Raw genomic sequence first — 22683 nt, 5'->3', positions numbered from 1 at the left:
CGATATCCTGAAGGAAAGATAAAATGATTTCTATTGATAGTTCAACAATGAAAAAAGAAGCCGTTGATTTAGTTAACTTACCGGCACAGGATACCGCGCTTGAGATACGTAACTTAGATTTACGTTACGGGAATAAACAAGCGTTATTTGATGTGTCGATGAAGATCCCTAAAAAACAAGTTACTGCTTTTATCGGCCCAAGTGGTTGCGGTAAATCAACGCTGTTACGTTGTATTAATCGCATGAATGACCTAGTTGATATTTGTAAAATTGACGGTGAAATCTTGCTTCATGGACAAAATATTTATGACAAGAAAGTTGATGTAGCAGCATTACGTCGTAACGTAGGTATGGTGTTTCAGCGTCCTAACCCGTTTCCTAAGTCAATTTATGAAAACGTGGTTTATGGTTTACGTTTGCAAGGGCTAAGCAACCGTCGTGATTTAGATGAAGCGGCTGAACGTTCACTGCGTGGCGCAGCCATTTGGGATGAAGTGAAAGACCGCCTACACGACAATGCATTTGGATTATCAGGTGGTCAGCAACAACGTTTGGTGATTGCTCGTGCCATTGCCATTGAGCCAGAAGTATTATTACTCGATGAGCCAACGTCGGCACTGGATCCAATATCAACCTTAACCATTGAAGAATTGATCACTGAATTAAAGCAAAAATATACCGTGGTGATTGTGACGCATAATATGCAACAAGCGGCGCGAGTGTCAGATCAAACGGCATTTATGTACATGGGTGAACTGGTTGAATACGCTAATACCAACACCCTTTTCACGACCCCTAAAAAGCGTAAAACAGAAGATTATATTACCGGTCGCTACGGTTAATCTGGCTAAAACGCTTTTAATTAATATACAGAATTTAGGTGGGTATCATGGATAAAATGAATTTAAGTAAACATATATCAGGCCAGTTTAATGCTGAGCTTGATGATATTCGCAATCGCGTATTGGCGATGGGCGGTTTAGTTGAACGTCAGCTTGAGCAAGCATTAGATGCTCTTGCAAGCCTTGACTCAGAGCTGGCTCAACAAGTGATTGAAGGCGATCATAAAGTGAATGGCATGGAAGTGGCTATTGACGAAGAATGCACTCGTATTATTGCCAAGCGTCAGCCTGCAGCAAGTGACTTGCGCTTAATTTTGGCTATTTCTAAAACAATTACCGATCTTGAGCGTATTGGTGATGCGTGTGTTCGTATTGCTAAAGCCGCGGTTGAAAAACGTGCTAACAGCCAACAACCTTTATTGGTGAGTATTGAAAACATGGGGCGTCATGCCACACGTATGCTGCACTCAACTTTAGATGCATTAGCTCGTATGGATGCTGACCAAGCATTTGAATTACATAAAGAAGATGCCAAAATAGACAAAGAGTATGAAGGTATCATCCGTCAGTTAATGACTCATATGATGGAAGATCCGCGCTCAATTCCTGGTGTATTAGACGTATTATGGGCTGCGCGTGCTGTTGAGCGTGTTGGCGATCGTTGTAAAAATATCTGTGAATACGTGATCTATTATGTAAAAGGTAAAGACGTTCGTCATATTTCTTACGAAGAAATGGAAAAAGAGCTTTAAGTCTCTAAATTGTAATATTCAAATCTAGAGTGCCTAAGTAAGCCATTTTTCGACCTTGTAATAAAGCCCCCATCGATAGGGGCTTTTTTTATGCAATTGAGAGAAATGTATTATCAATATCATCAATATATGGATGACCAAATCTACTTTTTTATTGATTCGGCTGATCTTTTTTTAGGTAATCTTTTCTAAATACTAATGATTTAACAAACGATTATGTGGACATAATGACCATTGTTGGCGACATGCTATGGTTCATATTGTCGCAATGAATTTGTTAAATTTATATTTAGGCATATTAATTTAGAGGTGTGTCGCATTTTTAATATGGCACTGTAATTGCTTTATTTCAGTATCCATTCCTTACGGCAAGATATATGAGATGTGAGATCAATCGTTTCGATAACGTAAATAAGATTTCAGGTGAGTTCAGTGGCGCATTTGCTGATTTAGGTACCTTTCTTCCTCTCGTTTTAGGCTTAATTGCCCTTAATCAATTCTCCCCCCAAGGGATATTTTTAGGATTTGGTTTTTTTGCCTTATTTACGGCATTTTATTATCGACGCCCCATTCCGATACAACCTATGAAGGTGATCAGTGCGTTAGTCATTGCAGAAGGAATGTCTCCTGGAATGTTACAAGCATCTGCCATGTTAATGGGCCTTATTCTACTTGTTTTAGCCTATAGCGGCATTATTCAATGGATGGCTAAGTTGTTATCGCCGGCGATTAGTATTGGGATCCAGTTAGCAATAGGACTCCAATTGATATGGTTAGGTGGCGTCATGATGAGCGAAACATGGTGGGTCGGCATACTTGCTTTTAGTTTTTTGTTTGTCAGTCGTTTTATGCCAATGCAATATTTGGTGATGCCGGTAGTGATTATTCTTGGTATTGTTTGGCAGTTAACCAGTGGGACTCTTCCCAGTGTTAACTTGACCCATACCAGTGTTTGGCCGTTGAGTTGGCCGAGTATCGATGAATGGGGCTCTGCTGCCGTTTTATTGGTGCTACCTCAGTTAGCGCTCACATTGACCAATGCAGTGATTGCGATTTCTGCGATGGCAAAAGATAAATTTCCTCAAGAGAGTGAAAGATTTGAACCACAACAATTTGCTAAAAGCTCTGGTTGGGCTAACTTGCTGTTATCGCCTTTTGGTGCAACGGCAATGTGTCACGGCGCTGGTGGGTTGGCGGTGCAATATCACTTTGGCGCACGAACCTGGCTAGCACCGACTATTTTTGGTAGTGCGTGCATTGTTATTGCCATCTTTTGGGGTAAAGGTATTGCCAGTGCATTGTCATTGATCCCTTTAGCCGTTTTAGGCAGTTTACTTGCCATAGCAGGGACACAATTAGCATGGTCTAAACGTTTATTTGATGGCAAGCCGTTTTGTATGTTGGTTATTTTATCAACCGCGGTGACGTGTTTATTGATTAACACCGCAGCCGGTTTGGCTGTTGGTGTCGTACTAGAGTTAGGTCGTCACCAATGGTTGCATCTTGTTAACTCGAAACAGTAATCGTGCCCTTGTAGGGTAATATTTGTGAGCTTATGGTATCTTTTTTTATCTGGGCAGACTGACAGCGCAGCAATAGTCCAATGAGCCAGTTGCTATTTTTGAAGTGACTAATCAACAAACTGTGGTAACATTTTTGTCCTGTTCTATCTTCTTTTGTGTGATCAATGAAAAATACCCTTACTCGTGGTTTAACGAATTTATTACCTATGGTGCTATCGATCTGGCTTTTCTGGTCATTGTTCATCTCCCTTGATGGTTTAGGTAAGCTATTACTTGATATTGTTGGAATAGAACCTGTTTTTGTCGGCGCAGGTTTTTGTTTGGTCGCAGCCTTAGTCTTTATTGCGGGATTATTATTTTCAGTTAGCCCAATTGTATGGGTCTATGGCTGGATTGAAAATCAACTGATGAAGTTTCCATTGTTTAAATCGGTTTATGGCAGCATTCGGGATATTGCCAGTTTAATGAACCGTGACGGCCAACCTAAAACCCAAAAAACCGTGTTAGTAAAGCAAGCCAATGGTAGCTTTGTAGTCGGTTTTATCATGAGTGAGTTTGCGCCACAGCCCTTAGTTGATGCTTTGCCTGAAGGCGATTGGGTGCCAGTATTATTTCAATTGAGTTATCAAATTGCTGGGGTAACAAGCTTAGTAAAGCGTGAAGACTTAATCAGTGTTGATTGGTCTTTTGAAGATGCAATGCGCTTTAATTTAACCGCTGGAATATCGAATAGCAAAGACGCTTCATAGCCGCTAAAATCTGTTTTGAGTGATAACTGTTGATAAAAGCGATAGCTGCCAACGCTGTACTAAAAATAAAGCGTTTTAGGGCTAAAGGCTAGGGCGGGTTTGCCGTTCTGCTCATTCGTCATCTCTAGTTATCGCTTTGACTTTGCATATATGACCATTGCAGCGTAATGGTCTACAAGATGCTATAAACAATTACCCCAAGTGATAACTGTGATTATCCTTGAGGCCATTTTATTTATGAGTGATAAATTAATGTCAGCCAACGAAAGTAAATTAGATAAAGTATTAGCTGAAGCCAGAGACTATAAAGCCTCTCGTGAGAAAGGCTATCGTGAGCAAGCGCTTAAGCTCTACCCTTGGGTATGTGGTCGCTGTACTCGCGAATTCACCCATAAAAACTTATCTGAACTCACGGTACATCATCGCGATCATAACCACGATAACAACCCATCAGATGGCACCAATTGGGAATTATTGTGCTTGTACTGCCACGACAACGAACACTCACGTTTTGAAGAATTAATTCGTTATGGCAGTACCAAAGAAGCCAAACAACAAGCTGCCACCTTCAACCCATTTGCTGACTTAAAAGCCATGATGAAGAAGTAGTTTATCGATGGTTAAAGTGCCAAGAGCGATGACAAATTGATAACCGGCGATGACAAGCGCGAAACCGCCTAGGATCTATGACGTTTCGTGGCGAGATGCTATAACATCAAATTCAAAAGGGTGAAGCTTAGGGGGGGCTAGATTCCATCATGGCAATACTTCTGAGCTATGCCTGATGCTTTACCCTTGTTATAGAAGGCGAAGCGCACTAGCAGACGCAGTCCGCCCTAGTATCTAGGCTCGTAACCACTCGTTATAACCTATCAGCGTTTAATCCGTTTTTCAGCTTCTAACCATTTGGCTCGTGACAAGGTCTGATTATTACTCTCACCTAAAAACTGTTGTTTTCTGGCCGTTAAACTGTCCCAAATGAGCTGTTGTTGCTCATCATTCATTTGTGACCAAGTGACAATCTCATCGATGTGACGAAAACAACCCATACAATAATCATCAGCATTTAAGCCACAACGGGCGACACAAGGTGAGTGCATAGTTTACAATTCCGGTTTAGGTATTCAATGGACTGCATCCTATCATTTCAATCAGCTAAGGTTAACTATAAGCAGCCATATGTCAGTAATCGATTATCATTCTACCTTTAACGCGGTCGATACACTTCTTGATGCTTTAAAACCCTTATGGCAGCTGGTTGCTTTTGAGTGTGACCACTTACCTTGGCAACAGACCTTTCCGCAGTTAGCTCAAAAAGTGTGGCAGCTTGACGATGGTGAAATAGATAGCCTCGATATGGATCAGCAGTTGCTGGTTGAGACGTTATTGCCCAGTTTGATGAGCGATATTAAACAAAGTCTATTACCACAGGCTGACGAACTCATTAGTCAACTAAGCTGGTTAGTCATCACTTCGGCTGCACAATCTGTTCACTCAGAGAATACGGTCGATTTTCACAGTCAAGAGCAACAAAATAATCAGCCTGAAAATGACGATTTAGTGCATTTTAGCGCTCATATTAAAGGGCGGAAATGGCAGCAAATTACGGCGTTTTCACATCAAGTTGATCCAAAGTATCAACCATTGTTACCTCGATTACCCATTTTAGAATGGTGTGCTGGTAAAGGCCATTTAGGCCGTTTAGTCGCCAAGCAGCAACAGGTTGAGGTGACCAGTCTTGAGTGGCAAGCGAGTTTATGCGCCCAAGGGCAAATGTTTGCCAAACAATGGCAGATACCGCAGCGTTTTATTTGTGCCGATGCGTTTGCGCCAATAGACTCAAGTAAACCGCTATTGTTAATCGATCAACATGCCATCGCATTGCACGCCTGCGGTGACTTACACATGCGTTTACTCAAGTTAGCAACCTTAGCAGGTACTCGGGCGATTTCTATTTCACCTTGTTGTTATCATTTGATTGAGCATGAAGATTATCAGCCGTTATCGGCTTTAGCCAAAGGCAGCGCTCTGAAGCTGTCAAAGCATGATTTACAACTACCATTGCAACAAAGCGTTATTGCCAACAGTAAAAAACAACAATTACGCAATCAAGAGGTATCATGGCGCTTAGGGTTTGATAGCTTGCAGCGAGATATTCGATGTGTAGAGGCTTATTTGCCGGTGCCGACGATTAAAAAAAGCCAGCTTAGCGGTAGTTTTAGCGATTTTTGCCAATGGGCAGCAAATCAAAAGCATTTATCACTATCCAGTGAGATTAATTTAAGCCATTATTTGCACCGCGGTATTGCGCGTCAACGCCTGACAAAGCGAATCGATTTAGTGGCTCATTTATTTCGTCGTGCATTGGAGCGCTGGCTGTTGCTCGACCGAGTCTGTTTTTTACAGGAGCAGGGATACCAAGTTACCTTGGCTGAATTTTGTGCAAACAGTGTGACACCACGAAATGCCTTGATCCAAGCAATTAAAACAGACGAATAACAGCATTTGTCACAAATCGGTAAATTAAACCATTGTTTATACTAGTCTATTTACCTTAAAACTGTGAAAATCAACATACTAGTTAATCAAGCAATGAAATCTAACCATAAATAATTATCCAAATGACGGTATTGGCTTACTGTTTTTGATTGAATAATTAGGCCATTCTTGTTCAAATGGCGGGTTAATAACGAATAACAACTATTCTAGTGGCTTTTGGGCTTGCTAGAGCGAAGCGAATTATACGGTTTAATGAAATATTCACGCGTCTTTATCAATAGTCTGGCCTATGAGCTAGCACCACAAGTAGTGTCGAGTAGCGATTTAGAATCTCGCTTGGCGCCACTGTATCAAAAGTTTCGTATTCCAATGGGGCAACTTGCCGCGTTAACCGGAATTACCGAGCGTCGCTGGTGGCCTAAAGGTCATCGTTTATCAGATGGTGCCATTGCTGCAGCACGAAAGGCCTTGAATGAAACCGGAATCAATGTCAGTGATTTAGGCGCGGTGGTTTACACCGGTGTCTGTCGTGACCAACATGAACCCGCTACCGCTTGTCGTATTGCTGCTGAACTCGGGGTGTCTAAAGACACTGCAATCTACGATATCAGTAATGCGTGTTTAGGTGTGTTGTCGGGCATTTTAGATATTGCTAATCGCATAGAGTTAGGGCAAATCAAAGCCGGTATGGTGGTGTCGTGTGAATCTGCACGAGACATAGTTGATGCGACCATTGACCACATGTTAGCTGAACCGACCATGCAAAATTTTGCTCAATCACTGGCGACATTAACCGGTGGCTCAGGCGCTGTTGCGGTAATTTTAACCGACGGTACTTTGGACCTTAAAACCACTCGCCAACACCAGTTGTTAGGCGCGAGTCATTTGTCTGCACCAGAACATCACCAATTGTGTCAATGGGGCCTGCAAGAAGCTGGGCACTTGTTGTACCGTGAGTTTATGCGTACAGATGCTGTCACCTTATTGAAGGAAGGTGTCGAGCTTGCCAAGCACACTTGGGAGCATTTTTTAGAGCAGCGTGATTGGGTTGTCGAACAAGTTGATAAAGTGATTTGTCATCAAGTGGGGGCTTCCAACCGTCGACAAGTGCTCAATGCATTAAATATACCCCACGAAAAAGAATATCCCACCTATCAAACATTAGGCAATATGGGCACGGTCTCACTCCCAGTGACGGCGGCAATTGCTCATGATGAAGGTTTTTTACGTGTTGGCGATCAAGTCAGCTTTTTAGGAATAGGCAGTGGCTTAAACTGCATGATGTTAGGAATTAAGTGGTAAGCCTATGGCTGCACTGACGTTTTTGCATTTCATTATAAAAATAGTTAACAGGATGCATCATGCTAGACAACTTGCTGCCATTTAAACGTCATTTTTTAGATCGTAATGGCAATAAACTGCACTATATCAACGAAGGCCAAGGCGAGCCTGTTGTGATGGTGCACGGTAATCCTAGTTGGAGTTACTACTACAGAAATTTAGTCAGTGCCTTGAGTGATTCCCATCAATGTATTGTGCCAGATCATATTGGCTGTGGTTTATCAGACAAGCCTGATGATCCTCAATATGATTACACTTTAAAAAGCCGCATTGACGATTTAGAAGCTTTGCTGGACAGTCTTGATGTTACACAAAACATTACCTTAGTTGTGCACGACTGGGGCGGTATGATTGGTATGGGCTTTGCTGCGCGTCATCCCGATCGCATTAAGCGTATCGTGTGTTTAAACACTGCAGCCTTTCATTTGCCTAAAACCAAACCGTTTCCATGGGCGCTATGGATTTGTAGAGAAACTTTGCTAGGCACCTTGCTGGTTCGTGGCTTGAATGCGTTTTCGTCAGCGGCTTCTTATGTCGGCGTTAAGCGAAAGCCAATGGCAAAAGAGGTTCGAGAAGCCTACGTTGCGCCTTTTAATTCGTGGAAAAATCGTATTTCGACCTTACGCTTTGTGCAAGACATTCCCCTAAAGCCAGGCGATCGTAATTATGATTTAGTCACCAGTATTGGCGACAGCTTAAGTCAGTTTGCTGATGTCCCGACACTGATTTGCTTTGGTTTACAAGATTTTGTATTTGATAAGCATTTTTTACAAGAATGGCGACAGCGAATGCCTCATGCCACTGTGCACGAGTTTGCTGACTGCGGTCATTACATTCTTGAAGATGCCAGCGACGAAGTCATTGGCTTAATCAAAGATTTTATCGCAAAAAACTAATCCGACTAAAAGGCTCATTTGAGCCTTTTAGTGATTTTAAGCGTCTAAAAAGTTTGGCTTGGTTATCTGTGTTATCACAGCAAGCCTGCTCAGATGAATCATCCACATTAGTCAGAATGAATAAACATGACTCAAACCACCGTTGTCGCTAATGCTAATATCTGCCAGCATCTTAACACCGCTGCGCAAACCATGCCAACAGAGCTTGCCGTTGCTGTGCAACATGCCAAGCAAGGGCGATTTGATTATCAAGAAATTGATTTTATCGGTCTGCATCAGCAATCAGATATGATTGCCAAAGGCTTATTGCAATTTGGTATTACGCGCGGCATGAAAGCCGTGTTAATGGTGACACCCAGCCTTGAGTTTTTTTCGCTTACCTTCGCCTTATTCAAGGCGGGGATTATTCCTATTCTGGTCGATCCTGGCATGGGCATTAACAACCTTAAACAGTGTTTTGAAGAGTCACGCCCGGATGTGTTTATTGGCATACCTAAAGCCCATATTGCAAGACGTATCCTCGGTTGGGGTAAGGGCAGTGTTAAACACCTTATTAATGTCGGAGGCTCGGGTTTACAGCGTTGGTTAGCCAATGCGATTAGCCTAGAAACCATAATTGAAATTGGCCGTAATCAAGCGCAACCACTTAAGATAGCATTGCTTGAACGCGATGAAATGGCGGCGATTTTATTTACCAGTGGTAGCACAGGAACCCCCAAAGGCGTGGTTTATAGTCATGGGATGTTTGAAGCACAAATTAGCGCTCTAAAACACGATTACGGTATTACTCCTGGCGAGCGAGACTTAGCCACATTCCCGCTATTTTCATTATTTGGCCCAGCACTGGGCATGGCGTCTATTGTGCCCGACATGGATGCCAGTAAACCCATTAGCGCCAATCCTGCCAATTTGTTTGCTGCAATCGATCAATATCAATGCAGCAACATGTTCGTTAATCCCGCTTTATTAGAACGCTTAGGTCAAGCGGGCGAGCAAACTCAGCATAAGTTAACCAGTGTTAAACGGGTTATTTCAGCTGGTGCGCCAGCTACAATTAGCTCGATTAAACGTTTTAGCCAGATGCTCAACCCACAGGTTGAAGTGCTGAATTCTTACGGCGCGACAGAATCTTTGCCTATCAGCATGATTGGCAGTCATGCATTGTTTGCTACTAGCGAATTAACCGATCAAGGTAAAGGCATTTGTGTCGGTAAGCCAATACAGTCTGTCAGTGTGGATATTATTGCGGTTACTGATGCAGTGCAGCCTGAATGGGCAAAGGTTAATAAGCTTAGCGCCAATCAAATAGGCGAAATCGTGGTGAGTGGTCCCATGGTCAGTCAAGCCTATTATCAACGTCAACATGCGACAGACTTAGCTAAAATTAACGATGGCGATCGCGTCATTCATCGTATGGGTGACGTAGGGTATATCGACGATCATGGCTTATTGTGGATGTGTGGACGTAAAGGTCACATAGTTGATGCTACGCGAGGTAAGCAGCGACTTAAACGCTTTTATACACTGCCCTGTGAGCGAGTGTTTAATACTCATCCTCAAGTTAAACGTTCCGCCATTGTTGGCGTTGATGTTAATGGTGATATGGTTCCGGTTTTGTGCGTCGAATTACGCAAAGGCATTGTTTGCTCAACCTCTAAGATCCTTTATCAGGAGCTAATGGCATTGGCTCAGCAGTATCCACATACTGAAGGCATTGGGCGCTTTTTAATTCATCCAGATTTCCCTGTCGACGTACGTCATAATGCGAAAATATTCAGAGAAAAACTCGCCATATGGGCCCAAAAGCAATGGAAAGAATAACGATGGATTTGGCAGACTTACATCCTCTGGAGCAAGTTGCATTGAAGCAGTTAGCGCAATCGGTCAGCAAAGTTTTTGTGACCGGTGCGGGTGGCTTTCTTGGGTTCGCCATTTGTCAGCGTTTATTAGCCGCTGGAATTGAGGTTGTCGGTTTTGCCAGAGGTCATTATCCTAAGCTTATAAAACTTGGGGTTGATATGCGTCAAGGTGATATTAGCGACTTTGCTAGTGTAAAACAGGCAATGCAAGGTTGCGATTTAGTTTTTCATGTGGCATCAAAAGCTGGCGTGTGGGGCAGTAAACAAAGTTATTTCTCGCCCAATGTCGATGGTGCAGCCAATATCATCAACGCATGCAAAGCGGTTAATATTCACAGGTTAATTTATACCAGCACCCCGAGTGTAACGTTTGCTGGTGTGGATGAAAATGGCATTAATGAATCTGCACCTTATGCCAGTGAATACCTTAATTACTATGGTGAATCGAAGGCCATCGCTGAGGCCATGGTATTAAAAGCCAATCATTCCATGTTAAAAACGACCGCCTTAAGGCCGCATTTAATTTGGGGGCCAAATGATCCTCATCTGGTTCCGCGAGTGATCGAACGGGCTAAAGCAGGGCGCTTAAAACTGGTAGGACAGCAAGATAAACTGGTCGATACGATTTATGTCGACAATGCCGCTTATGCACATATTCTGGCGGCAGTTGACCTTGTTGGCGCCGCCAACAGTGCCGGTAAAGCCTATTTTTTAAGTAACGACCAACCGATTACAATGGCTGCAATGCTTAACCAGATCCTAGCTTGCGTTGATTTACCGCCAGTGACCAAGCGAGTCCCTGCATCTGTTGCTTATGCTGCTGGTGTGCTGCTTGAAACTGTCTACGGCTTACTTAACAAACAGCAAGAGCCCATCATGACTCGCTTTGTCGCAAGACAATTATCAACCAGTCATTACTTTGATATCAGCGCGGCAAAACAAGATTTAGGCTATCAGCCGCTGGTGAGTATTGAGCAGGGCATGCAAAAGCTTAAGTTATCACTGTCGCACTAATTGCCTGTTAATCATCTGCGTTGGCGGTTTAAGCTGTTTGCGCAAAATACCTTTGATTAATTGCCCATGGTAATCAGCACTATAGAAAATCCCCTTACTAAAAACACCACACCAAATGGTTTGTAAAATTGTTTTTACATTATTGGTTTTGGTTATTTTTTAGCAATCTCTTGGTTATATTTTATTCCACTGTATCTTGAATCCCGACCACCATAAAAAAGTTATCCTAAAGAGGGTAACAACTCATAACTAGGTGGCGCAGGGAGAAGCAATGCAAGACAACAAGAACAACACATGGAATTTAGCAACTTTAGCTATTCATGGCGGCCATCAACGAGAAGCTTTTGGCTCACTTACTACACCGCTATACCAAACAGCCACATTTGTATTTGATAACGTAGAGCAGGGCGGCGCTCGCTTTGCAGGCGAAGAACCAGGCTATATTTATACACGTTTAGGTAATCCAACCACTGCAGAACTCGAGCGCAAAATGGCGTTGCTTGAAGGCGCAGAAGATGCGGCCGCAACCGCATCTGGTATGGCTGCTGTATCAAGTGCACTACTAACCCATTTACATGCAGGCGATCACTTGATTGCCTCCAAAGCCGTTTATGGTTGTACCTTTGCGTTAATGACCACTCAGCTAACCCGTTTAGGCATTACCAGCACCTTAGTCGATTTTACTGATATTGCAGCAATTGAAGCGGCTATTATGCCCAATACCAAAGTGATATTTTGTGAAACCCCAGTGAACCCACATTTACAAGTATTTGATCTTGCTGCAATCGCCAAGGTTGCTAAAGCCCATAAATTGATATCAATAGTCGATAACACCTTTATGACGCCCTTATTGCAACAACCTTTAGCCATGGGGATCGACATGGTGATCCACAGTGCTACCAAGTACTTAAATGGCCATGGTGATGTTATTGCCGGTATTGTGTGTGGTAACGCCGAGCACATGCACCGACTCAAATATGAAATACTCAAAGACTTTGGTGGCGTGATATCCCCACACGATGCTTGGCTTATTTTACGCGGCTTAAAAACCTTAGATGTACGATTAACTCGCCACTGTGACAATGCTGAAGTGCTAGCTGAATATTTAGATAAACATCCTAAATTTAGCCAAGTTTTTTATCCAGGGCTAAGTCATCATCAAGGTCATGGTTTTATCGGTAAGCAAATGAAACGCGCCGGAGGGGTGATTGCATTCGAACTCAAAGGCAATAAGCAAGACGCGATCAACTTTGTTAATCGTCTCGAGCTCTTTACCATAGCAGTCAGTTTAGGTGATGCAGAATCCCTAATTCAACACCCAGCATCTATGACCCACTCACCATACACTCCAGAGGCACGATTAGCCGCAGGTATCACCGATAATTTACTGCGTATCTCGGTTGGCTTAGAGAATGTAGAAGACCTGATAGCAGACATAGAACAAGCACTGCTGTAATAAAATTATACAAGCGGTAAGTCAAATGAAACACCTGGATCCCTGATACAAGCACTCAGGGATGACGAGCGGGTGGTGCTTACAGTTACATGCCCAATACAACGCTAGTCGGTAATGCTTACCACTACTTCATACAAATAACGCCCACTACTCCGTCATTCCGGCAATGCTTTTGAGCCGGAATCTTGGCATTTGAGGATGACTGAGCTGAAGTAAAGCCAAGACAACAGCTGGATCCCTGATAACAGATCTCGGGGATGACGACGGCGAGGCTAAATTCCCTCTATTCCGTCGTTCCGGCAATGCTTTTGAGCCGGAATCCAGGTGTTAGCTTTACGCTTTTAAGCAACGTCAACAGCAACACCTGGATCCCTGATACAAGCATTCAGGGATGACGTGAGGGGGTGGCTTACAGTTACATGCCAATACAAAGCTAGTAGGTGATGCTTACCACTATTTCATATAAATAACGCCCACTACCTCGTCGTACCGGCAATGCTTTTTAGTCGGAATCCAGGTGTTAGCTTTACGCTTTTAAGCAACGTCAAAAGAAACACCTGGATCCCTGATACAAGCACTCAGGGATGACGTGCGGGTAGGGCGAAACCTAGAACTTAGGAACCCAAATCTAATCAACAGCTAGAACCATACAACAGATCTCGGGAATAACGATTGGATAATGATTCTGTGTGGCGGCTAAAGAATATATTGAATTTTAGCCATAAAAAAACAGCACAAATTGCGCTGTTTTTTTGTTTAAAGCAAATTCGTTTTGTAGTTATGTAAACTGTATTAAAACGAAATCGCGTTAAAAAATTAGTTGCTAGATATTGTTCCAGCGCCGCCGCCTGAGCCGCCGCCGAAGCCTGGGCCACCTGGAGCTGGAGCTGCACCAAATGCACCGCCGCCAGCAGTTTGTGCATCTTCAAGATTGGCTGCAACAATAGCAGGGTCAATCCCGTTAGCAATCGCAATAGCTAAGATGTCATCAGAGCTCAAACCTGCAGCAACAGCAGCTTTTAATGCTTCGATTATCAATGCTTCATCGCCATTAGCGGCAACAAGATAATTAGCTAATTGTGTTGCAGCTTCTGAAACTGGAGTATTTTGAGTACTAGCGATTAAAGTATTTTCAGCCATAACGGTGGCAGACATGCCCGAAGTCAATAATGCTGAAACCAATAACAGGGTTAATTTATTTTTGCGCATTATTTATTCTGCCTTGATGTTTGTTGAATAACTAAAGTTATTCAGTTGCAATGCGCTGATCCATGTACTTGTAGCATTAACGGGAATAATTGTGCTGAAATTTCGTACAGCATACAATCCATTACCTTGTAAACCATCGATATTCATGAGTGAAAAATGTTCACCTATAACGACTGATTCTACCTGTGGTGCGATGATTTTAATGCCAATACCATGACAAATTTGAATCACCGTTTGAACAAAAAAGCGTGTGTCAGATTGAGCTATGTCACGCACATAACTAGGATCAATCTTAATGTAATCAATGTTTAAGTTTCTGATGTAGCAAAATGAACTCAAGCTAGAGCCAAAACGTTCAATGGCAATATCAATATCTAATTGTTTCGCTCGGCTAATAAACTTCTCTGTCGATTCAAGCGAAAGCATTGCACCAGACTCGTTAAATTCATACAAAAGTGGTGGAAGGGTTCTATGCAATTTTTGGTATAAATCAAACAACCAATCGGTAAACACTGGGTTATGTAGCGCACGGTTACTAATGTTAATCGCCACACGCGTGTGTTCAATGTGTTGCAGCTTATAAAAAATAAAACACACAACAGCTTGTTCAAGATCTTGCAACAAGCCCAATCTTTCAGCCATGGCAAACACGTCTAAAGTTGATAAATTTTCTCCCGCTATTTTAAAGCGAACAAACGACTCAACATATAAAATCGATTGATTATCATCTACTACAGGCTGGAGCATTAAATCGAATAATTTATCTAACGGAATACACTTAATGGCAAAATCTTTGCTGCTAGAGTGGTTAATTTCGTTTTTGAAATACTCAGTAAACTGAGTCAAAATTCCAACCCATTCTTCACGTGAATGATTCTTTTGCATACCCTGAGCAGAAACGAGCCCCTTGGCCTTATCTGCATATTGATTATGAACAAGCTGATTATCTAAACGCATAACGACATCAGCAAAGTCTTCTTGATGGTTTACGCGGGTGAGGCTATGTTTTGCAAAGCCATTATCAAAACGTGATGAACTTTCAATCAAAATACTCTCAGCAATGTGCTCATCGACTTCTTTGGCTTCATCTTCAGTAAGTGAACTCAAAAAGGCAAATTCAGACCCAGAAATACGGTATAAAGTCGACTCTTGTAAACTGTTTATCTGCTTACTAAAAAGCTGTGCTCCAGATAAAATATAGTCATCACCACTGCCATAACCTTCATCGTCATTCACCTGCTTTAAAGAGGTCATCGACAACAAGCCTAGATAAAAGCGGTTTCCGTGTTGTTCATATTCAGCTTGAATCGACTCAAACTTTTTTAACAATGCTCGGCGATTTGGCAACCCAGTATGCGAGTCAATGTAAACCTCACGCGACAAGGTTTCTGCCAATTGAGTTTGTTCGTTAAATGATCGCTGAATATTCTCAATCATACGATTAATCGCATTAACTAAAGTACGTAATTCAGTGGTAAAGGGCTTAATAGGATTAAGCTCAAAGCGTTTTTGAATCACAGACTCAGCTTGTCTCTCAATACTATTAAGAGGAGTTAATACCGACTTTAAAATGAAGTAAGCACACAATAGGGCTATAACAAGTTGAAATAACGTTGAAGTTAAATTACTAACCGCATGATCCCATAAACTTTTATATGACGTACCTGCATGCGATTGCACTTCCAGTTTACCGGCAATACGCCAGCCGTCACTCACTTCACTGGTCATTACAGGAGGATGCAGCGTAAACCAACTGATAAACCATTCTGGTACAGCAAAGTTACCTTGAGGGTTGGTGCGTTCAAATAATACTTTGCCATCAAGATCGGTAAATGTGATGTGTTGATAATAGCCTGAATCGAAAATAGCATTGGTCATTGTTTCTGCAATTACCAGGCCTTCTTCATCCATAAAAGGTGATATCGATAATCCTAAACTGTGTGCAGCACCTTGTGCATGAGATGCCAACTGCTCATTTAAATAGCCACGCATATTCGATACATTATTGTATAACGTAGCGCCAAAGCTAAAAATCGATAAACAACCTATTAGGAGATACAACTGAAATCGTAACGACATTCCTTTAGAAAACATGGTTTGCTCCAGCGCATTTGTAACGATTATTCGCCATTTTCAATTCGATTTATTAAATCAGTCCAGTTTTTAGTGCCACCACGTGTGAATTTATCCATGGCAAACACAGCAAACTTAGCTCAGTATAAAAATATACATAAATGTAGTAATAATAACTCACATCATAATCTAGTTAACTTTAAAACGACAATAAAATGACGAATTGTATCAATGGATATCTGTATCACCACAAAGTAAAACGGCAACATACGAATTTAGTATCATTTTAACCCAAAAGTAATTAAACGAATGGTTTTGGTTGTGTCAATTTTTTGGCATGCAACTTGGTTAACCCAATGGGTCAATAGGTAATTTCAACACAAATTTTGTCCTGAACAGTCAGATTAAGCGTAGAAAAAAATCTATTCACTACGAATATCAATATAGAAACATACAATTAATGATGATTTTTAATTTTTATTAAATATTACGTGGTCAAACATCCTCACTGATTTTAGAGCTTGGAGATAGCTAATCATCCAAAGCTTCAACATACAAGTGGTCAAGTAGTGCGTCATAAGTTTGTTGGCTAGTTAAGCATGTTGCTAACAAGCAGTAAAATCATGTTTCAATTATGCTCAAACTGGTTTGAAACTATAGCCTGATTCAGTAGTGATCAAAAAGCATTTACCAAGGGACCTCTATTGTTTCGTTCTGAAGCGTTAAACCTCAAAGAAACAGATAATTTGAAACGCATCATAGTAATCTGGAAACAGTAATCTAGGGGTGGTAGCGTGTCTTTTTAGCTAAATAGCCGTCATCCCGAAATAGAGAGATGCAGTTATTATTGAATTAATCAACAGCGTCACTGCTAGGTTCATAAACGCTGCCATCATTAGGCTCAACGACGCCGTCATCACCAAAATCTATTATCGGGAATCCAGCTTTTATGATTTTGAATTTTCATCGCCTACCATCATTGTATCTTCTTGTTATCTGTTCATTCTTCTACTTCTACTTCTACTTCTACTTCTATATCGCTTGTTATCGCTTTCTCACATCAACGCCTTTCCTTTTAGCAGTTTACGCAGCCACATTCTGTTGGGGCTGAGCAGAGCTTGTAGCTCTAGGCTTAGTGGTGATAGTTCGCCGCAGAGGTTTGCTGCTAAGCATTCGGCTACGAGTGGGCCTGAGCTGAGGCCGCGTGAGCCGAGTCCTCCTAATACATATAATCCGTCATAAATTGGTGCTGGTGTTGTTTGCCAGTAACGTTGCCATAGGCTAGGCTTGTCTTTCGATTGCTGCTGCACAGCATATCGGGTAAATAACGCGTCAACATCAGGTACGCAGCCCATTACTGGGAAATGATCGCGACTGACCATCCTTACGCCAACTCTGGCATCGTTGTTTGAAACATCAATATCGTTTGGCCAGTTTGAATTGGGAAAGCTTTGTTGCATTTTTAGACTGTTTTCATGTTGTTCTACTGGACAAAAATCTAAGTGCTTAGGGTCTTTGACATAGCTTGCTCCCACGCAATGAAGTTGATTGTGTTGTGGCGTAAGATAACCATTAGCGCAGATAACAGTATTGAGTTGTGCCAATTCACCTTGTGGAGGAACATGGCTCACTTGGCCTCTAAAACCGGTGATTTGTAGCTGTTTTGTTTGTTTGTAGCGAGTCAGTTCAGCACCTGATGCAATGACCACCTGGTCGTGGCTTGCTATAAGGGTGTTATTTTCGCCACTAAGCAGTTGCCAGCCAGATGGATGTGATTCCAGTGAGCTAATGTCACTATTATAGATAACGTGAACCTTGGCTAATGATTGTGCTTTGATAATGCTAGCTTGTGCGAATTCAAACGGGCAGGCCCAGCCACCTAATGGATAATAAAAGCCCGACTTATCGATATCCACTTTGGCTAGTTGTGTCGCTTGGCTCGGGTTTACCTTAAAAGCAATTTCAGTTGGCCATGCTTGACCATCAATGATTTTATCTAATCTTGTTTGGCTGCGCTGATCAAAGCCTGTGTGCAAAACACCACACCAGTCATGACTAATATTAAATCCATTATCCGCTAAAGCCTGAATTCTTCGTCGGCTGTATAGAAAGGCTTGTTGAAAAAACTGACTTAGTGGGCCATTTTCTGGCGTCAATAACGGATAAATAGCGCCTTGTTTGTTGCCCGAGGCGCCTTGTCCTAGTGTGTCGTCTTTACAGTAAATAACCACGTCTTTACCGCGTTCAGCTAAAGATAGGGCAAGGCTTGCTGAAGCAATGCCGCCACCTATAATAGCGACAGGACTGCCGTCGCTAGAAGGTAAAGGAGGCATGGGGTTATAAGCAAATTGTTGGCGGGTTTGTTGTCTCAGTGCCTGACGTTCTGCGATAGCAATGTCATCATTTTCTTGCGATGATGTGGCAGTTAAAAAACCGCAACGTGATAATTGCTCATTAATGGATAGCGCAACATCGTCATGACTTGTACTGGCAAAAAATGTTGCATTATCAGTACTAATGCGTCCACATTGCCAAAGCAGTTGCTGATTAAAATAATGATCCGAATGAGTATCTAGGCTCGTATGGGGTAGGGCAAACCAATGTGTTATCCTTTGTTTATTCGGCGTGGCGATAGTTTTAACTTGCTCCAGTGGCGAACCTTGATACAGGTCAATCGTCACTTGGCTTTGCAGGAGACTTAGGCGTTGGCAACCTTCGATTGCAGCTATTTCACAATCGAGCAAAGCGTGAGCAAAAGGGCATAGTGGATGATGTGTATTTAGTAGCCCTTGTTGTTGCCATTGATGTTCAAGTTGCTTGCGGTTTATGGCGATGGGTTCAAATACACTAATATGAACTCGTTTGTGGACCTGTTTTAAGTCGTTTTGCAGGTTTACCTGTTGTAAGGCTGCTAATAGCAGTATGATTTCATGACCATTACCAAAACCAAATTGACCTAGCGTTAATAATTCACGCTGATTGCGGTTAGATTTTGCATCATAGTCACTGGTTTGCAATACAGTACTGATATAGTGGTTAACTTGTTGTGAATATCGACTGTTTTGATTGACGTTGTCGCCTAACAATTCACAGATTGGTAATGTGTGTAAGTTGTTAGATGTAGATAACAAAGTAGTTTTATTCAAAATATTTTACTCAGAGCCGATAAGTTGGCATTATTTTACCTGCGTTTATGGAAAGCTGACCACTTAATTGCGTTAAAGCAGCTATGATTGCCACAATTAAGTACCGACATGTACCAAATGGATAGTATAAAAATGAAAAGAGTCGTGATCACCGGAATGGGTGTTGTTTCAAGTATCGGCAATAACAAGCAAGAAGTGACAGAGTCATTGAAAGCGGGTCGTAGCGGTATTACTCACTCGGCACAGTTTGAAGAAATGCAATTACGCAGTAAAGTTTGGGGCGACATTAAAATGAACCCAGCTGATCATATCGATCGTAAAGCGTTTCGCTTTATGGGCGATGCTGCTGCATATGCTTACATAGCTATGCAGGAAGCGATTGCTGATGCTAATTTAACAGAAGAACAGTATTCTAATTTCCGTGTCGGTCTGATTGCTGGTACGGGTGGCGCATCGTCAAAAAACCAAGTTCAGGCTGCTGATACGCTGCGTGAAAAAGGCGTTAAGCGTGTAGGGCCTTATATAGTACCTCGTATTATGTCTAGCACCGCAAGTGCTTGCTTGGCGACACCGTTTAAAATTAAAGGTATGAGCTATTCAATTAGTTCAGCTTGTGCCACTTCGGCCCATTGTATTGGCCATGCTGTTGAACTTATCCAGATGGGTAAGCAAGATATGGTGTTTGCTGGTGGTGCTGAAGAAGTTGATTGGACATTAACCATGGGCTTTGACGCTATGGGTGCGTTATCAACTAAATACAATGATACCCCTGAAAAAGCGTCTCGTACTTATGATGCTGACCGTGATGGTTTTGTTATTTCTGGCGGCGGCGGGATTGTTGTTGTTGAAGAATTAGAGCATGCATTAGCACGTGGTGCGAAGATTTATGCTGAAATTATTGGCTATGGCGCAACATCTGATGGCTATGACATGGTTGCTCCGTCTGGCGAAGGTGCGGTGCGTTGTATGCAGATGGCATTAGCCGATGTAGATACGCCGGTTGATTATATCAATACTCATGGTACTTCTACTCCAGTAGGTGACATGCGTGAACTTGAAGCGTTACGCGAAGTATTTGGTGAAAAAATGCCAGCTATCGCGTCAACCAAGTCTTTGACGGGTCACGCTTTAGGTGCTGCGGGTGTTCATGAAGCGATTTATAGCATGATCATGATGGAAGACAGTTTCATTGCGCCAAGCATCAACATCGATAATCTTGATGAAAAAGCGACTGGCATGCCAGTGGTTCGTGAAATGCGTAACACTGAGTTGAACACCATTATGAGCAACAGCTTTGGTTTTGGTGGCACTAATGCAACATTAGTGATGCGTAAATATAAAGCATAATGCGTTGTTAGTGGCTTAAGCCGCGAATGATGTTAAAGCCAGCTTGGGTAACCTTGCTGGCTTTTTTGTTGCCTTTTACCTAGAGAAAAAGCGATAACAGGCGATTACAAGCGAGCGCTGCGCCTATAGGAAAGGCTAAATGCCTAGATGCTAGGTCGCTTTGCGGCTACATGCTATAAAAGCAAAAAGCCAAAGTTGAATCCGTGCCGGCAGCGTTTCTGATCAGGGATAAATCATTTGAGGATGACGGCGTTGGGGATCCGTGATGACTGTATTGGGTCTGTGATAACGGTGTTGTGGATCCGTGATGACGGAAAACTTCATGATGACTGTTCTTGGTATCGGCAATCGCTGTTTCTCCTTATCCGTTGGGTCAACGTTGTTTCGTTCTATCTGTTGAGTCAATGCCGTTTTGTCCTATTCCTCGAGCTAACGTTATGTCGTCCTATCCGTTAGGCCAACACTGTTTCTCCATATCAGTTAGGCCAATGCCGTTTTGTCCTACTCCTCGAGCCAACGTTATGTCGTCCTATTCGTCGTTCCAGTAATGTATTCACTTATGTCATCAGTAATGTTTTCACTTACGTCATCCCGGTAACGCTTTTGAGCCGGGATCCATTCTTGGCTTTAGCTTTTCATTCAATATAGCCGATGTCGCTTTGCTGCTAGGGGCTATAACATTAAAGTCTACCGCTGGACTCCCAATAACCGATCTTGGGAATGACGAGCTGGGTGAATTTGGTATAAGATACTGGCCATAAAAAAACGCGATGCCATGTCGTTAAACTCGCAGTGAATAAGATACCCAAATGAAAATAATTGCCGATGAAAACATGCCTTATGTTGATGCCTTATTTGGCTACTTAGGCAAGATAGAATATGTAAACGGCCGAACCTTGACCACTAAGCAAGTCGAAGATGCCGATGTGTTACTGGTGCGTTCGGTGACGAAAGTGAATGCTGCATTAATTAACAATGCACATAAACTTAAATTTGTTGGCAGTGCGACCATTGGTACCGATCATGTTGATGTTGAGTATCTTTCGACACGCAATATTTACTTCACTAACGCCCCTGGTTGTAACGCCACAGCAGTCGGTGAGTATGCTTTTATTGCCATGTTGGAATTAGCTCAGCGTTTTGGTGAGTCTTTAGCCGGTAAAGTGGTGGGGATTGTCGGGGCTGGTAATACCGGCACTGCAGCGGCGAAGTGTATGCAAGCTTATGGGCTAAAAGTGTTGTTGTGTGACCCCATTAAAGCCTTGCAAGGTGATACCCGTGAGTTTGTGTCACTTGATACGATTATTGAGCAGGCCGATATTATCAGTTTGCATGTGCCTATCACCAAAGAAGGTGAGCACAAAACCTGGTACTTGTTTGATGAAACTAGACTGAATAAGTTAAAACCCAATACTTGGTTACTAAATTGCTGTCGAGGTGAGGTAATTGATAACCGAGCGTTGATCAAATTTAAACAGCAACGCGATGATGTCAAACTAGTGCTTGATGTGTGGGAAGGTGAACCTAACCCAATGGCCGAATTAGTTGCTTTAGCAGAGTTTGCAACACCGCATATTGCTGGTTATAGCCTTGAAGGCAAAGCTCGCGGTACGTTTATGTTGTATCAAAAGTGGTGTGAGTTACTTGATTTTCCAGTAAAGAAATCATTGGAGAGTTTATTACCGGCGTTTCAATTTAACCAAATTGTTAGCCAAGGCGATTTAACTGAAGGCCAATTGCTGAAATTGTCGCGTTTGGTCTATGATTTACGTGATGATGATTTTAACTTTAGGGGGTGTTTTTCAACCGCGACAGGTTTTGATTTAATGCGAAAAAATCACACTTATCGTCGTGAATATAGTGCTATCTCATTAACGCAATCTGTGGACTATTTATCTGCTGGTTCGATAAACCCATCGATGCTGAATGCTTTAGGTTTTAATTGATAAGCTAATGTGAATATTGCCGACAAGCGCA

17 protein-coding genes are annotated in these 22683 nt (G+C 42.3%); 13 read left to right on the top strand and 4 right to left on the bottom strand.

Translation table 11 applies throughout. From position 1 onward, the window contains the following. Nucleotides 1-23: 23 nt before the first annotated feature. The 5 genes from pstB (at nt 24) to H5114_RS16425 (ending at nt 4475) form a co-directional block, all read left to right on the top strand. Complete coding sequence (gene pstB / locus H5114_RS16445) at nt 24-842, top strand: phosphate ABC transporter ATP-binding protein PstB (RefSeq protein WP_124016197.1); 819 nt, start codon at nt 24-26, stop codon at nt 840-842. A 47-nt stretch (nt 843-889) separates the two neighbouring features. Further along, complete coding sequence (gene phoU, locus H5114_RS16440) at nt 890-1594, top strand: phosphate signaling complex protein PhoU (RefSeq protein WP_124016196.1); 705 nt, start codon at nt 890-892, stop codon at nt 1592-1594. 377 nt (nt 1595-1971) lie between these two features. Beyond that, the gene (locus H5114_RS16435; protein ID WP_182723496.1) at nt 1972-3117 is read left to right on the top strand and encodes a putative sulfate/molybdate transporter; all 1146 of its coding nucleotides are present in this window, start codon (nt 1972-1974) and stop codon (nt 3115-3117) included. Nucleotides 3118-3281: 164 nt separating this feature from the next. Continuing rightward, on the top strand, nt 3282-3866 hold the full coding sequence (locus tag H5114_RS16430) for a DUF502 domain-containing protein (RefSeq protein WP_124016194.1): 585 nt from the start codon (nt 3282-3284) through the stop codon (nt 3864-3866). A gap of 252 nt (nt 3867-4118) precedes the next feature. Continuing rightward, nucleotides 4119-4475, top strand: a complete 357-nt coding sequence (locus tag H5114_RS16425) for a YajD family HNH nuclease (RefSeq protein WP_182723507.1) — start codon at nt 4119-4121, stop codon at nt 4473-4475. 263 nt (nt 4476-4738) lie between these two features. Here H5114_RS16425 and H5114_RS16420 read toward each other — a convergent pair whose 3' ends face one another. Next, nucleotides 4739-4966 (bottom strand): DUF1289 domain-containing protein, encoded by a 228-nt coding sequence (locus tag H5114_RS16420; protein WP_124016193.1) that lies wholly within the window; start codon nt 4964-4966, stop codon nt 4739-4741. A 79-nt stretch (nt 4967-5045) separates the two neighbouring features. Here H5114_RS16420 and H5114_RS16415 point away from each other — a divergent pair, with 79 nt between their 5' ends. The 6 genes from H5114_RS16415 to megL all read left to right on the top strand — a co-directional run bounded on the left by H5114_RS16415 (nt 5046) and on the right by megL (nt 12931). Continuing rightward, the gene (locus H5114_RS16415) at nt 5046-6365 is read left to right on the top strand and encodes a methyltransferase (protein ID WP_182723495.1); all 1320 of its coding nucleotides are present in this window, start codon (nt 5046-5048) and stop codon (nt 6363-6365) included. A gap of 252 nt (nt 6366-6617) precedes the next feature. Beyond that, the gene (locus H5114_RS16410; protein ID WP_124016191.1) at nt 6618-7667 is read left to right on the top strand and encodes a 3-oxoacyl-ACP synthase III; all 1050 of its coding nucleotides are present in this window, start codon (nt 6618-6620) and stop codon (nt 7665-7667) included. A 59-nt stretch (nt 7668-7726) separates the two neighbouring features. Further along, the gene (locus H5114_RS16405) at nt 7727-8602 is read left to right on the top strand and encodes an alpha/beta fold hydrolase (RefSeq protein WP_124016190.1); all 876 of its coding nucleotides are present in this window, start codon (nt 7727-7729) and stop codon (nt 8600-8602) included. A 126-nt stretch (nt 8603-8728) separates the two neighbouring features. Further along, entirely contained in the window at nt 8729-10423 is a 1695-nt protein-coding gene (gene oleC, locus H5114_RS16400) for an olefin beta-lactone synthetase (RefSeq protein WP_182723494.1), read from the top strand. After that, complete coding sequence (oleD, locus tag H5114_RS16395) at nt 10411-11475, top strand: 2-alkyl-3-oxoalkanoate reductase (protein ID WP_259395321.1); 1065 nt, start codon at nt 10411-10413, stop codon at nt 11473-11475. The genes oleC and oleD overlap by 13 nt, the downstream gene beginning before the upstream one ends. Nucleotides 11476-11746: 271 nt before the next feature. Continuing rightward, nucleotides 11747-12931 carry a methionine gamma-lyase gene (megL, locus tag H5114_RS16390; RefSeq protein WP_182723493.1) on the top strand — a complete coding sequence of 395 codons (1185 nt, stop codon included), beginning with the start codon at nt 11747-11749 and terminating at the stop codon, nt 12929-12931. A gap of 816 nt (nt 12932-13747) precedes the next feature. Here the strand turns inward: megL and H5114_RS16385 are convergent. The 3 genes from H5114_RS16385 to mnmC all read right to left on the bottom strand — a co-directional run bounded on the left by H5114_RS16385 (nt 13748) and on the right by mnmC (nt 19359). Continuing rightward, nucleotides 13748-14140 carry a hypothetical protein gene (locus H5114_RS16385; protein ID WP_182723492.1) on the bottom strand — a complete coding sequence of 131 codons (393 nt, stop codon included), beginning with the start codon at nt 14138-14140 and terminating at the stop codon, nt 13748-13750. Between the two features lie 3 nt (nt 14141-14143). Next, nucleotides 14144-16234, bottom strand: coding sequence for a LapD/MoxY N-terminal periplasmic domain-containing protein (locus tag H5114_RS16380; protein ID WP_182723491.1), 2091 nt, complete (start codon nt 16232-16234; stop codon nt 14144-14146). Between the two features lie 1034 nt (nt 16235-17268). Beyond that, the gene (gene mnmC / locus H5114_RS16375) at nt 17269-19359 is read right to left on the bottom strand and encodes an FAD-dependent 5-carboxymethylaminomethyl-2-thiouridine(34) oxidoreductase MnmC (RefSeq protein WP_259395320.1); all 2091 of its coding nucleotides are present in this window, start codon (nt 19357-19359) and stop codon (nt 17269-17271) included. Nucleotides 19360-19491: 132 nt separating this feature from the next. Here mnmC and fabB point away from each other — a divergent pair, with 132 nt between their 5' ends. Together fabB and H5114_RS16365 are read left to right on the top strand one after the other, a co-directional pair. Further along, nucleotides 19492-20706: a beta-ketoacyl-ACP synthase I gene (gene fabB / locus H5114_RS16370; RefSeq protein ID WP_182723490.1), complete on the top strand. Its 1215-nt coding sequence runs from the start codon at nt 19492-19494 to the stop codon at nt 20704-20706. Nucleotides 20707-21515: 809 nt separating this feature from the next. Beyond that, complete coding sequence (locus H5114_RS16365) at nt 21516-22652, top strand: 4-phosphoerythronate dehydrogenase (protein ID WP_182723489.1); 1137 nt, start codon at nt 21516-21518, stop codon at nt 22650-22652. Nucleotides 22653-22683 lie beyond the last annotated feature (31 nt).

Source organism: Shewanella sp. SR43-8 (assembly GCF_014163775.1).
Taxonomy (GTDB): Bacteria; Pseudomonadota; Gammaproteobacteria; order Enterobacterales; family Shewanellaceae; genus Shewanella; species Shewanella vesiculosa.
This window is presented reverse-complemented; position numbering and strand designations above follow the sequence as displayed.

What these genes read in the sequence shown, in the direction of transcription:
- H5114_RS16380 (WP_182723491.1), bottom strand. Translation starts at nt 16,234, where the DNA reads ATGTTTTCTAAAGGAATGTCGTTACGATTTCAGTTGTATCTCCTAATA.
- H5114_RS16385 (WP_182723492.1), bottom strand. Translation starts at nt 14,140, where the DNA reads ATGCGCAAAAATAAATTAACCCTGTTATTGGTTTCAGCATTATTGACT.
- megL (WP_182723493.1), top strand. Translation starts at nt 11,747, where the DNA reads ATGCAAGACAACAAGAACAACACATGGAATTTAGCAACTTTAGCTATT.
- pstB (WP_124016197.1), top strand. Translation starts at nt 24, where the DNA reads ATGATTTCTATTGATAGTTCAACAATGAAAAAAGAAGCCGTTGATTTA.
- H5114_RS16435 (WP_182723496.1), top strand. Translation starts at nt 1,972, where the DNA reads ATGAGATGTGAGATCAATCGTTTCGATAACGTAAATAAGATTTCAGGT.
- H5114_RS16430 (WP_124016194.1), top strand. Translation starts at nt 3,282, where the DNA reads ATGAAAAATACCCTTACTCGTGGTTTAACGAATTTATTACCTATGGTG.
- H5114_RS16410 (WP_124016191.1), top strand. Translation starts at nt 6,618, where the DNA reads ATGAAATATTCACGCGTCTTTATCAATAGTCTGGCCTATGAGCTAGCA.
- oleD (WP_259395321.1), top strand. Translation starts at nt 10,411, where the DNA reads ATGGAAAGAATAACGATGGATTTGGCAGACTTACATCCTCTGGAGCAA.
- H5114_RS16420 (WP_124016193.1), bottom strand. Translation starts at nt 4,966, where the DNA reads ATGCACTCACCTTGTGTCGCCCGTTGTGGCTTAAATGCTGATGATTAT.
- phoU (WP_124016196.1), top strand. Translation starts at nt 890, where the DNA reads ATGGATAAAATGAATTTAAGTAAACATATATCAGGCCAGTTTAATGCT.
- fabB (WP_182723490.1), top strand. Translation starts at nt 19,492, where the DNA reads ATGAAAAGAGTCGTGATCACCGGAATGGGTGTTGTTTCAAGTATCGGC.
- oleC (WP_182723494.1), top strand. Translation starts at nt 8,729, where the DNA reads ATGACTCAAACCACCGTTGTCGCTAATGCTAATATCTGCCAGCATCTT.
- H5114_RS16365 (WP_182723489.1), top strand. Translation starts at nt 21,516, where the DNA reads ATGAAAATAATTGCCGATGAAAACATGCCTTATGTTGATGCCTTATTT.
- H5114_RS16405 (WP_124016190.1), top strand. Translation starts at nt 7,727, where the DNA reads ATGCTAGACAACTTGCTGCCATTTAAACGTCATTTTTTAGATCGTAAT.
- H5114_RS16415 (WP_182723495.1), top strand. Translation starts at nt 5,046, where the DNA reads ATGTCAGTAATCGATTATCATTCTACCTTTAACGCGGTCGATACACTT.
- H5114_RS16425 (WP_182723507.1), top strand. Translation starts at nt 4,119, where the DNA reads ATGTCAGCCAACGAAAGTAAATTAGATAAAGTATTAGCTGAAGCCAGA.